Annotated in this window: 12 protein-coding genes; 10 read left to right on the plus strand and 2 right to left on the minus strand. The window is 46.8% G+C overall.

Features of this window, described 5'->3' with window-relative positions; all coding sequences use genetic code 11:
- The first annotated feature begins 163 nt into the window (after window positions 1-163).
- From PIL01S_RS12130 to thiI, 3 genes are all read left to right on the plus strand, one after another.
- Complete coding sequence (locus PIL01S_RS12130) at window positions 164-919, plus strand: lytic transglycosylase domain-containing protein (protein WP_127537763.1); 756 nt, start codon at window positions 164-166, stop codon at window positions 917-919.
- Window positions 920-1,079: 160 nt separating this feature from the next.
- On the plus strand, window positions 1,080-2,228 hold the full coding sequence (locus tag PIL01S_RS12135; RefSeq protein ID WP_127537764.1) for a cysteine desulfurase family protein: 1,149 nt from the start codon (window positions 1,080-1,082) through the stop codon (window positions 2,226-2,228).
- Window positions 2,229-2,234: 6 nt separating this feature from the next.
- A complete protein-coding gene (gene thiI / locus PIL01S_RS12140) occupies window positions 2,235-3,476 on the plus strand; it encodes a tRNA uracil 4-sulfurtransferase ThiI (RefSeq protein ID WP_127537765.1) in 1,242 nt (413 codons plus the stop codon).
- Between the two features lie 111 nt (window positions 3,477-3,587).
- Here the strand turns inward: thiI and PIL01S_RS12145 are convergent, their stop codons facing one another.
- Window positions 3,588-4,286 carry a TerC family protein gene (locus PIL01S_RS12145; RefSeq protein ID WP_095289922.1) on the minus strand — a complete coding sequence of 233 codons (699 nt, stop codon included), beginning with the start codon at window positions 4,284-4,286 and terminating at the stop codon, window positions 3,588-3,590.
- Window positions 4,287-4,391: 105 nt separating this feature from the next.
- Between PIL01S_RS12145 and PIL01S_RS12150 the strand changes: the two genes are divergently transcribed.
- The 6 genes from PIL01S_RS12150 to PIL01S_RS12175 all read left to right on the plus strand — a co-directional run bounded on the left by PIL01S_RS12150 (window position 4,392) and on the right by PIL01S_RS12175 (window position 10,163).
- Entirely contained in the window at window positions 4,392-5,051 is a 660-nt protein-coding gene (locus PIL01S_RS12150; RefSeq protein WP_127537766.1) for a TerC family protein, read from the plus strand.
- 296 nt (window positions 5,052-5,347) lie between these two features.
- Window positions 5,348-5,842, plus strand: a complete 495-nt coding sequence (locus PIL01S_RS12155; protein WP_127537767.1) for a hypothetical protein — start codon at window positions 5,348-5,350, stop codon at window positions 5,840-5,842.
- 178 nt (window positions 5,843-6,020) lie between these two features.
- Window positions 6,021-7,868 (plus strand): translational GTPase TypA, encoded by a 1,848-nt coding sequence (gene typA, locus PIL01S_RS12160; protein ID WP_095289927.1) that lies wholly within the window; start codon window positions 6,021-6,023, stop codon window positions 7,866-7,868.
- A gap of 299 nt (window positions 7,869-8,167) precedes the next feature.
- Entirely contained in the window at window positions 8,168-8,464 is a 297-nt protein-coding gene (locus PIL01S_RS12165) for a YlaH-like family protein (RefSeq protein WP_095289928.1), read from the plus strand.
- 91 nt (window positions 8,465-8,555) lie between these two features.
- Window positions 8,556-9,617: an LCP family protein gene (locus PIL01S_RS12170; protein WP_127537768.1), complete on the plus strand. Its 1,062-nt coding sequence runs from the start codon at window positions 8,556-8,558 to the stop codon at window positions 9,615-9,617.
- Window positions 9,618-9,710: 93 nt separating this feature from the next.
- Window positions 9,711-10,163 (plus strand): pyridoxamine 5'-phosphate oxidase family protein, encoded by a 453-nt coding sequence (locus PIL01S_RS12175; protein WP_127537769.1) that lies wholly within the window; start codon window positions 9,711-9,713, stop codon window positions 10,161-10,163.
- Window positions 10,164-10,170: 7 nt separating this feature from the next.
- Here the strand turns inward: PIL01S_RS12175 and PIL01S_RS12180 are convergent, their stop codons facing one another.
- Window positions 10,171-10,866, minus strand: coding sequence for a YhcN/YlaJ family sporulation lipoprotein (locus PIL01S_RS12180; RefSeq protein WP_127537770.1), 696 nt, complete (start codon window positions 10,864-10,866; stop codon window positions 10,171-10,173).
- Between the two features lie 240 nt (window positions 10,867-11,106).
- On the opposite strand from PIL01S_RS12180, the gene PIL01S_RS12185 reads away from it, so the two are divergent.
- The gene (locus tag PIL01S_RS12185; protein ID WP_095289936.1) at window positions 11,107-12,441 is read left to right on the plus strand and encodes a PhoH family protein; all 1,335 of its coding nucleotides are present in this window, start codon (window positions 11,107-11,109) and stop codon (window positions 12,439-12,441) included.
- The last annotated feature ends 113 nt before the right edge of the window (window positions 12,442-12,554 follow it).

The raw sequence follows: 12,554 nt of genomic DNA on the forward strand, positions 1-12,554 counted from the left end.
CCTTCTCCCTTCCCGTAAATTCGGGTTATGGGTGAAGGTTTTTCGCGTTTACGCAAACAGAAGAATAAATGGGATATTTTTCTGAAAACCATGGCAGATTTTTGTAAAACGATGTAGAATATAGGCATAATATACGTTTATTTATACGGGAGTGGGAAAACAGATGCAGATTGATCCAAACGGGTCGCGGCAGTTACTGGAACTTCAATTGTCCAATGTTGCCAATCAAACAAATGTATCAGGTGAAACTGCGGGTTCATCGTCAGACTTCGCCGATATGATGGACGGGCTGTTGAGTTCGAGTACAAACGCTTCGAACAGCAGCGATTCATCTTCTTCAACGTCTATGGGCATCTCCAAAAGATCCAGTGACGGCTTGTTGTGGTTACAACTGGGCAGTTTGTATAATACGGATGCAAGTGTGAATTCTTCCAGCAGCAGTGAGAATGTATCTTTGTCTACACATACCAGTACTGTAAATGCTGATACCAAGGGATCCGTGCCAACCGATTTTGAATCTCTGATAGCAGCGGCAAGTGTCAAGTATGGAGTACCTGAATCTCTGATCAAGGCTGTCATTGACACGGAATCCGGATTCAATCCGAACGTGGTATCATCCGCAGGTGCCAAGGGATTAATGCAATTAATGGATGGGACTGCAGCTGGTCTCGGTGTTACGAATGCCTTTGATCCTGCTCAGAGCATTGATGCTGGAACCAAATATCTCTCCCTTCAGCTTCAGCGTTTTGGTGGCGAGGTGAAGATGGCGCTCGCCGCTTATAATGCTGGGCCAGGGCGCGTTTCCCGTTTGGGTGTGTCAAACGACAGTGAACTGATGAGTGTACTTAACCAGTTGCCTGCGGAGACACAGGCGTATATTTCCAAAGTGGAGAAAGCACAGACAAAATATACGGTATAGCGTCAAAGATATTGTTTTACAGCGAGTTCAGGAGGAGATCAATTCGGGAGCATGCCTGGGAAGCCAGCCTGTTCCTGATTGGTCTTTTTGTGTTGGGGCGGGATCGTGTTACAATGCTCACTGTAGGTTTAGAGAACATCTGAAGGAGGTCTGACCTCATTTGAAATATTTTGATTATGCAGCAACAACTCCTCCTGATTCAGACGTGGTTCGAACGATGGCTGAAATTATGGAGGCACATTTTGGCAACCCGTCATCCATTCATGGGTACGGAGAACGAGCGGATCAACTGCTGAGGCGTGCACGCTCCGGCTGCGCAGCAGCACTTGGTGTTAAGCCCGAAGAGATCGTGTTTACTTCCGGGGCAACGGAGAGCAACAACCTCGCCATAAAAGGAGCGGCACTTAGGTATCAGACACGGGGAAAACATCTCATTACGACGGCTACCGAACATGCTTCAGTATATGAGAGTTTTTTGCAGCTGCAGCAGTGGGGCTGGGAAGTAACCTGGCTGCCCGTGGATTCGGATGGCCGTGTAAGCACTCAGCAGGTGATGGATGCATTAAGACCGGACACGGTTCTTGTCAGCCTGATGCATGTAAACAATGAAACAGGGATCATCCATCCCGTTGCAGAGATAGGCAGCCGTTTGAAAAGTGCCGCACCGCGCGTGCTTTTTCACGTGGATGGGGTACAGGGGTTTGGCAAACTGGAAGCAAAGCCCGCTTCGTGGGGAGCTGATCTGTACAGTTTATCTGCTCACAAAATCCGTGGTCCGAAAGGAGCGGGACTCCTATATGTACGAAGTGGAGTGGAACTTACCCCACTGCTGTCTGGTGGTTCGCAGGAGCAGGGCATGAGAGCAGGAACAGAGAATGTTCCCTTGCTTGTAGGTATGGCAAAAGCGATGCGTCTTGCGGCAGAACGGCAGTTGGAGTTTGCTGAACGTGCCACAGTGCTGAGAGATCGGATTATGGAAACCATTGAAACCATTCCTGAACTTAAACTGAACAGCCGACAGGATGGAGCTCCCCATATTATCCACTTTTCCTATCCGGGGATGAAGGCTGAAGTTGCGCTCCATACGCTGGAGCAGCTTGGGATCATCGTTTCTACACAATCAGCATGCTCTTCCCGCTCTGCAGAGCCCAGCAGAGTCCTTCTTGCGATGGGAAGAGATGCCGCGAGCGCATCAGGAGGATTGCGGATTAGTCTAGGTAACGAACATACAGAAGAGGATGTGGCCTTGCTGGAACAAGCGCTGCATCAGATGGTGGCGCAGCTGCGCCCGTTGGAAAGGCGGATGTAAAGTCAAATGAAATATGATATGCTGCTTCTCCGTTTTGGAGAGTTTATGTTAAAAGGCAAAAATCGTTCACGTTTCGAAAAAACCATTATTACTCAGGTGAGGGCCCTGCTCAAGCCATATCCAGGCGCAAGCTTGCGCAAGGAATTTGGTCGGTTGTATGTGGATCTCGGGGGGCATTCCCATACCGAACTGATTGCCGTACTGAAACGGGTTTTTGGGGTAATGTCCATCAGTCCGGTTAAAGTAACTCCTTCTGTGCTTGAGGATATCGTGGAAACGGCTGTAGCTTTCATGGATGAGAGAGAAAACGAGTTCAAGGAAGGTACGACGTTCAAAGTGAATACCCGCAGGGTGTGGAAAGAGTATCCTCATTCTTCACACGAAATGAACCACATGGTGGGTTCCCCGATATTGAGAAAGTTCCAACAGCTTCGTGTGGATGTACGTCATCCGGACATTGAACTGCGAGTGGAGATTCGGGATCAGGGGACCTATATCTTCAATGAAGTGATTCCTGCTGTCGGCGGGTTCCCTCTGGGTACCAACGGCAAAGCGATGGCACTGCTGTCCGGTGGAATTGATAGCCCTGTTGCGGCATGGTCTTCCATGCGTCGTGGACTGGAAGTGGAATGTGTACACTTTTACAGTTATCCGTTCACCAGCCAGCGTGCCAAGGAAAAGGTGATCGATCTGGCTCGTGCTTTGGCTGATCATGCAGGTACCATCAAACTGCACCTGGTTCCTTTTACGGAGATCCAAACGGCATTCACTCAGCTGGGCCAGGATAATCTGATCATCACCCTGATGCGCCGTTCCATGCTGCGAATTGCAACCAAGCTCGCTGAACGTGAGCGGGCACTTGCATTAATTACCGGGGATAGCCTTGGTCAAGTTGCAAGCCAGACGCTGCCAAGTATGAATGTCATCGGACGTGCAACAGAACTTCCGCTTTTGCGTCCCCTCGTCATGATGGACAAGCAGGAAATTATTACATTGTCCAAACAGATTGGAACATATGATATATCGATTCTGCCTTACGAGGATTGTTGCACGCTGTTCGTGCCCAAATCACCTACAACGAATCCGAATCTTCGCATTGTGGACAAAATTGAAGCAACAATGAGCCATCTGCCGGAATGGATAGATGAAGCTGTCGCTCAGACGGAAACCATCGTTCTGCATGCTGGGGAAGCAGCTCCTGCAACGAGTGAGAACACGGGGAATGAAATCAAGGAAGACTGGTTCTGATTCTATTCCATTGAACTGGTGGAATTACATAATAAGGACTATGTTACCTGAGATGGAAAAAAGGACCAGCCGATGGGAAATCGGCTGGTCCTTTTTTTGTGTATCTTTATTTTACGAATAGGATCGCTGGTGCTCTCCACCTTGTCTACTGCTGGAGCGTTTGCGGTATCCTGCGAATACCACGCCTGCAACGACCAGCACGATAAACAGAATGCGAAGGGCAGGATGCTCGGTGAAAAACGGCACAAGCCGGCGTTCCTCTGTAATCATGTGGGATGCGGTATAACCGAGTACAATGGCCCCCAGATATATAATCCATGGGAAGTGATTGATTAACTTGATGAACAGGGTGCTTCCCCATACGATGATCGGTACACTGATCAACAATCCGATGATAACCAGTACCAGATGCTGTTCAGCCGCGCCAGCCACTGCAATGACATTGTCCAGTCCCATGGCAGCATCTGCAATGACGATGGTGCGAACGGCAACCCATAAGGAGCTGCCTGCCTTAATATCACTATGTTCTTCACCTTGGTCAGCCAATAGTTTATAAGCAATCCAGATCAGCAAAACGCCACCTACAAGCAGCAGCCAAGGCACCTTAAGCAGCCAGAGTACAACCACTGTGGCTACAATCCGAATCACTAGCGCACCCGCTGTCCCGTAGAGAATCGCTTTTTTCTGCACTGAAGGGTGCAAATTACGTGCAGCAAGGCCGATAACGATTGCGTTATCGCCAGCCAGCATGAGATCAATAAATACAATTTTCACCAAAGCAAGCCAAAAAACAGCGCTAAAAAGCTCCATATGCTGTCACTCCCTCTATATGTCCGAACCTAAAAAAGCTTGTTCAATCGTTAAGAATAGCATGGACAACTTTGACATACAAGTAAGAGTGGGGGGAGGAGAAACATGGATACATTGTGGCTGGTGACTGAAATCCTAATGATCAATCTGGTTTTGAGTGGAGATAATGCGGTAGTCATCGCGCTTGCGAGTAAGGATTTGCCGGAGAAGCAGCGTAAGCAAGCGGTATGGTGGGGGGCTTTTGGTGCAGTTATACTAAGGTGTGTGCTAACTTTTGCAGCGGTGTTAATGCTAGGAATTCCTTTTATACAGGCTGCGGGCGGGATATTACTGTTCTGGATTGCCGTGAAGCTGCTGCTTCAAAACGAAGACGAAGTACATATTCGGGAGGCTTCCACGACTTGGAAAGCAGTTCAGACCATTTTGATTGCCGATTTTGTAATGAGTCTGGACAATGTGCTTGCCATAGCGGCATTGGCCGATGGAGACTTGGCACTTATCGTCATCGGAATAGCCATCAGCATTCCCATTGTGGTGTGGGGAAGCGGCTTAATTGTCGGTTTGTTGAAACGATTCCCGATTCTGGTATTCGCGGGATCAGGCATCCTGGCATTTACGGCAGGTGAAATGGTGATGAGTGACCCGAAGCTGGGTCAGTGGCTTGGCAGCTTGACAGCGGAAGCCCACACCCTGTTACCTGTGGCGATGGCTGGTCTGGTCATAGCGGTTGGGGGAGCACACAAATTTGTCAGACGAAATGCGTAATTTCGTTCTGGGTATGCAGCAGAAAAATAGAGTGGAGAGACAACCGTCTGCCGAGGGCGGTTTTTTTGTTGAATGAAATCGTCTCATGTAGTGAACATTGAGGAACAAGCGACGGATCAATACCTTTAGGGTAATACATAAAAAGAGCAGTGACGAAATGCGACATCAAGTATAGTTTTTTGCAAAAACATGGGCTACACTAGAGGCAGGTCTACCAAAGCTGGTCATCATGAAACAGCGAATTCGTTGAAGCTTATAACCTACATAGCCTAATTGATATTAAGAGGTGATTGCAGATGAAGATGAGAAATGAACAAGCGATCGGCATATTTATCGTGGCAGCAGGTATCCTTATTTTGCTTGGCAAACTTGGGGTGTTTGGCTTTATTGGACGTCATTTCTGGCCTTTGCTTCTATTGCTGCCGGGAATCGCTCTACACGCCCTGTACTATGCAAGAGTTACTCCTACATGGTCACTTGTTCCCGCAGGGATATTAACGGTGTATGGTATTTTGTTCGGAATTACGAACACATGGGGCGGAGGGCTGATGAGCAGCCTCTGGCCGGCATTCTTGCTGGGCATTGCCGTTGGTTTACTCGAGTACGGACTTGCTGAACGCTATAAACCAGAGTTTGTGCTTCCTGCAGCATGGGGCATCGGTGCTTTGTCCATTGTCTTATTCGGATTCACCCTGCTTCATACCGGAATTGTTTATGTGCTGGCGATCCTTTTGATTTTGGGCGGAGTCTGGTTGCTGCTTGGACGCGGGCGCGGGAGGAAGGGCTGGTAACATTGCCCGACCTTGCTCCAAGCGAAATATCTTGATTTTTAGCTATGATCAACTATAATAAAAGGGATAAAGACATGCGTCGGGATATCACCGACGCTTATTTTGGGTGAGTAACCTGCAGAAATGCGGGAAGTTTAGTAGATAAGAATTGAAATTGGAAAGGATATGGATACAAACCATGCATTCAAGAGAACACATTCGCAATATTGCGATTATTGCCCACGTCGACCACGGGAAAACAACGCTAGTCGACAAGTTGCTCCAGCAATCCGGTACTTTCCGTGATCACGAAACGGTACAGGAGCGCGCAATGGACTCCAACGATTTGGAGCGTGAACGCGGTATTACGATTTTGGCCAAAAACACGGCTATAACTTATAAAGATTACCTGATCAACATTGTAGATACACCAGGACACGCCGACTTCGGTGGTGAAGTAGAACGTATCATGAAAATGGTTGACGGCGTATTGCTCGTTGTCGATGCTTATGAGGGCTGTATGCCACAAACGAAGTTCGTACTTCGTAAAGCACTGGAGCACAACCTGACTCCAATCGTTATTGTAAACAAAATTGACCGTCCAGCGGCTCGTCCGGCTGAGGTTATTGATGAAGTACTTGACCTGTTTATCGAACTGGGTGCCAGCGATGAGCAGCTTGAATTCCCTGTTGTATATGCTTCCGCATTGAACGGAACATCCAGCATGGAAGACGACCCTGCCAAACAAGATGACAACATGATGGCGATCTACGATACCATTGTAAGTCATATCCCTCATCCAACAGAGAACGTTGAAGAGCCACTGCAATTCCTCGTTACGCTGATGGACTATAATGAATACCTCGGACGTATCGCTATCGGTCGTGTAAACCGCGGTGTGATTCGTCAAGGCCAATCCGTTACTGTTATTATGCGTGATGGCAAAAGCAAAACAGCTCGTATCGAGAAACTGTTTGGTTTCCAAGGTCTGAAACGTGTTGAGACAGAGGAAGCTGGCGCAGGTGACATCGTTGCGATCGCGGGTATTAAGGATATCAACATCGGTGAAACAATTGCTGACCCGAACAACCCTGAAGCTTTGCCAGTTCTGAAAATTGACGAGCCAACACTGCAAATGACATTCCTCGTAAACAACAGTCCATTCGCAGGCCGTGAAGGTAAATGGGTAACTTCCCGTAAACTGCGTGAGCGTTTGTTGAAGGAATTGGAAACTGACGTATCCCTGCGTGTTGAAGAAACAGAGAGCCCAGATGCATTTATCGTATCCGGACGTGGTGAGCTTCACCTCGGTATCCTGATTGAAAATATGCGTCGTGAAGGATATGAGCTTCAAGTATCCAAACCGGAAGTTATCGTCAAAGAAATTGACGGTAAGAAAATGGAACCTCTTGAGCGCTTGTTGATTGATATCCCTGAAGAAAGCATGGGTTCCGTCATGGAGAGCCTGGGCGCACGTAAAGCAGAGATGGTTAACATGGTCAACACGGGTAGCGGACAAGTACGTCTGGAGTTCCTGATTCCTGCACGTGGTCTGATTGGATACAGCACCAACTTCTTGACATTGACTCGTGGTTATGGCGTAATGAACCATGCATTTGACAGCTACGCTCCAGTCGTATCCGGTCAAGTGGGTGGACGTCACCAAGGTGTACTGATCTCAACTGAAACGGGTACATCTACGTTCTATGGAATGATGGGTGTTGAGGATCGTGGTACGCTCTTCCTTGAGCCAGGAACAGAAATTTACGAAGGTATGATCGTTGGGGAGCATACGCGTGACAATGATATCGTTGTCAACATCTGCAAAGAAAAACAACTGACTAACGTTCGTTCTTCTGGTAAAGATGATACGGTTAAAATTAAAACTCCGATTATCTTCTCGTTGGAACAGGCGCTTGAATATCTGAATGAAGATGAATATTGTGAGATTACACCGAAATCTATTCGTCTTCGTAAGAAGATCCTGAACAAATCCGAGCGTGAGCGTGCAGAGAAACAACGCAAAATGGCTCAAAATAACGCTTAATCATAACTAACAAAAAATAGTATGTATAAGTTAACGTTTGATGGGCCCGGCAAGTAATGAGAGCTTGTAGAGCTAAAGTAGTGGAGGGAACGGAATCGATTCTAAAGAAGCAAAGCGTTCGCATTTATCTCCGGATTTTCCCATTTGAAAAATGGTTCAAAAAATCTGGAGATAACAGCGATCGAAAGAACGATCCGAACCCAAAACGGTCACTAATGCTCGTTTGAATTCCCAATTACGTGTTGTTCCATCAACCAGATAACTTATACAAGCATGATCACGAAAGGAGCTGACTGTGCATGCAAGCATGGTTCGCATCACACCCGATCGTAGCCTACATCGTCATCTTTGTGCTGATTACTTACGTATATAATAAGGTGTTTCGGGTACGTCAGAAATTGCCGCTCGTTAAGGAAATCTTTCTTTATCTATTGATGGCGATGGGCACATTCATGCTTCTTATTTTTCAGATCGACAAGCTCCCAATTATTCAATGTTTGCTGGTAGCCGTCGGTTTGATGCTGTTAGTGCGAGTGCGCTATTTCATCGAAGGTCGTCAAAAGAAAAAGGCGGAAGCTGCCGCCAGAAATTCATAAAATCTGTCTCTGTACAGTCCATCCGTTTTCCTTCGGGAAAGCGGTTGTCTTTTATTTGGACCAAAACAGATGTGATAAAGGTGTTGAAGATATGAACTCGAATTCGAACGGACTGCCTCCGCGTAGACAGGCACCAGCCAAATCCGGAGCTTCAGGGTCTAGCAACAGTAAAGGTAAGCCACCAAAAAAGAAAAAGCGGGGGCGCACATTTGCCAAATTCGTTTTGAGCCTTTTGGTGATTGCCATCATTGTAGGTGGGGGATATCTCTACTGGGTATACAATCAGGTGGCGGACACCGGCATTGATAAACCAGTGCCTCCAGGGATGTCGGCCAAGACTAAGCCCATTACCATGCTGCTGTTGGGTACAGATAACCGTTCTGAAACCGGAACGTATCTGTCCGATGTTGTCATGGTAGCAGCCATGAACCCGGATACCAAAACGGCCACAATTGTTTCCTTGCCGCGTGATACGCGGATTGAACTTGAAGGGTACAAGGCAAACAAACTGAATTCATACTATCCTAAGTTTAAAGCCCAGGAGAAGACCTCGGGTAAGAATGCTGAGGATCAGATGAAAGAAATGATGGGCAAGTATTTTGACGTCGATATCAATTACACAACGGTGCTTAACTTCCAGGCATTCCGCGATGCCGTTGATGCCGTGGGTGGTGTGGATGTGACGGTAGACAAAAATATGTGTTACCGGGATACGGTCGACAATACAGATATTAATCTGATTGCGGGTGATCAGCATCTGGACGGCAAGCAAGCACTCGATTTTGTGCGCTACCGCAAATCCAACTGTGATCCCAAAACGGATGAGTCCAATGACTTTGACCGTAATAAGCGTCAAAACCAGGTACTGAACTCCATGCTGGATCAGATGAAGTCACTTGGTGGTGTGACGAAGATTAGCAAAGTCATTGGTGCGATTGATGACAATATGACAACCGACGTGGAATCCGAACAGATGAAAAACTTTATTTCTACGTATTGGAACATTTCCAAATCGGATGTGCACTATACGCCTGTAACCGGGGACTGGAGAAGCCCTTATGTTTATGTGAATGAGACGGAGCTGGCCAATGCGAAGCAAGCCTTGCAGGACACGCTCTCAGGCAAAGTAACAGCTACTCCGGCGGCAGAGTAGCTGGGGGATTGGAAGCAAGTTTCCGGGTATGTTATAATAACATCATTCATAGTATCAAGAATTGCATAAAGAAGGTTAGGGAGGGCTGGTTTAATGTCCGAAGCCGTCACACAATTGACAGAATCTCTTTTGCAGCAATTCAAGAACGAAACGTTCGTACTCCTGAATACGGTAGACATTGAATCTGGAGGCCCGACATCCACCGCAATCTCCTGGGTCTATGCGGAGAATGCGTCCACGCTTCGGGTCGCTTTGGATCATCGTTCACGTCTTGTGAATAATATGAAACAAAATCCGTTGATTACTGTTACGGTATTTGGAGAAGAAACGGTTTATGCGATCAATGGACGTGCTTCTGTTCGACAGGACCCATTGCAGGATGTACCCTTTAATATGTGCTGTTTCGACATCTCCATTGAAGCGGTCAGAAATGCCCTGTTTTATGGAGCCCAGCTATCTTCTATGCCTCAATATGTCAAAATATACGATCAGCGTGCTGCTGAGAAATTAGATGAGCAGGTTTTTGCTGCCATGAAAAAAGCCTAGTGAGAAATCACTGGGCTTTTTGTTGCTTTTTGTCGGTAGAATGCTGCTGCATTTGCTGCTCTTCAGGAGCCTGCTCATCTGGGTTTTGACGGACCTTGACGTCTTTCGGGAGCTGTGGAATAATTCGTCCCACCATATCAGCGAGTTCAGAAGCAAATCCGGATATGGGATGTCCTTGGCGGATATGCTCTCCAATCTCCCTGATCCGTTCGGTAACATCCGCATCAGCGGTGACGATCGAATCAACACCTTCTGGATCTTTGCGCAAAGCTTCTGCAACGGAATATTTAATCGTTCCAACACGAGCACGTTCCAGTTCGCCATCGACATCAATGCCAACGACCGCTGTATTTCCGAGAATGACGCAATTGGCGTCTTTGACACCTTCCACTTGCTTGGCAAGTGCCTTGAGATGGGTAATTCGATTTTCATTGGTCATGCGGCCTGTCTTGTTATCATCGGCAACGTTCAGTTCATGAACTTCACCCGTATTCTCATTGAAACGGTCAAGGCGTGAAGGATTCATTCGGTCATCCTCTGTATAGAGCATGTGGGATCCGTTTTGTTGATCTTGCCGTGTTGTAACATTCCCTCCGTACCCCCTCGCATGAGTTCCTTGCTGCTCTTGAGAGGCATTGCGTGTAGTGTTGTTGCAGCCTGTAAGTATAAAGATCAGAAGCAGCGTACAAACCCAATATCTCATAAATGTTCATCCTTTCTTGGAGTTTTTCAGAATGTTGCAATTATTTTGTCCGAGACGAATACATTTATGTATGGGAGCATGATTGTCCATGCCGCTGCTGAAAGATCACACGATCACAGATGAACTCGGGAATGGGAAAAAAAGGACTGCTAGTGCATGGAAAACCTATGATCTAATCCGCCATTCCCGAGTTCACGTTCCAAACCATGCCTTTAACGACGCCGCTTTGGAGGGGATTGAATGAAAAAGATTTTTGTATTGGATACCAACGTGCTTCTGCATGACCCCAATGCCATTTTTGCCTTCGAGGAACATGAGGTAATCATTCCCGCGGTTGTACTGGAGGAAATTGACTCCAAAAAAAGAAATGCTGATGAGATTGGCCGCAATGCCCGAAATGTTTCGAGATTGCTTGATGGTCTGCGTGAACTGGGTCACCTGCACAGTGGAGTTCCTCTCGCCAATGGAGGTAACCTGAAGGTCGAATTGAATCATCGTAGTTTTGTAAGGGTACAAGAAATGTTCGGTGAAATCACCAATGATAACCGAATCTTGGCGGTTGCGCTAAATTATCAAATTGAAGAAAATGAGAAAGAGGTTGTGGAACGGCAGGTTGTGTTGGTAAGCAAAGATGTACTTGTACGTATCAAAGCAGATGTACTCGGTCTGTTCACTCAAGATTACTTGTCCGATCGGACTGCAGGGCTCAGTGAACTATATCCAGGCTATACAGCCTTGAAAGTTCACCCGTCGGTAATCGATGAGTTTTACACATATCGTTTTCTGCCAATTAAACCATTGCAGTTGTCCTATAAGCTGTATCCTAATGAATTTGTGATTCTTAAGGATGAAATGGGTACCAACAAATCAGCGCTGCTAAAGGTAAACACGGAGGGAACCAAACTTGAGCCTCTGTTCCTAAGCAATGATAACGTATGGGGGATTAGTGCTCGAAATGCTCAGCAGCGTATGGCGCTGGAATTACTTCTGAATGACGATATACCACTCGTGACCATTACGGGCAAAGCAGGCACAGGTAAAACCTTGCTGGCTCTCGCTGCAGGCCTTCTTAAGGTGGAGGATGACCATAAATATAAAAAGTTATTGATTGCGAGGCCAGTGGTTCCCATGGGGAAGGATATCGGTTATCTGCCAGGGGAAAAGGAAGAGAAGCTGAGACCGTGGATGCAGCCTATATATGATAATCTAGAGTTTTTGTTCGATACAAAAAAGGCTGGAGATATCGATAAAATTTTGATGGGACTAGGCAGTATACAGGTGGAAGCATTAACGTATATTCGCGGACGTTCCATACCTGGTCAATTTATTATTGTGGATGAAGCCCAGAACCTATCACGTCATGAAGTAAAAACCATCGTTTCGCGTGTAGGTGAAGGCAGTAAAATAATACTGATGGGTGACCCTGAGCAAATCGATCATCCGTATCTGGATTCCGCGAGCAATGGTCTGACCTATGTTGTGGAACGATTCAAACAAGAGGGCATTAGTGGACATATTATGCTTGAAAAAGGGGAGCGTTCCAAACTGGCTCAATTGGCGGCGGATTTGTTATAAGTTTAAGCGGATATATTTCCCGGGAAAATATAGAAAAAGATCGGCTCATTGGAGCCGGTCTTTTTTTTGCTGAAATATTTAAAAAGAGTTATTGCACAGACCTATGTATTCTC

The sequence above is a fragment of the Paenibacillus illinoisensis NBRC 15959 genome (assembly GCF_004000925.1).
In the GTDB taxonomy this organism is placed as follows: Bacteria; Bacillota; Bacilli; order Paenibacillales; family Paenibacillaceae; genus Paenibacillus; species Paenibacillus illinoisensis.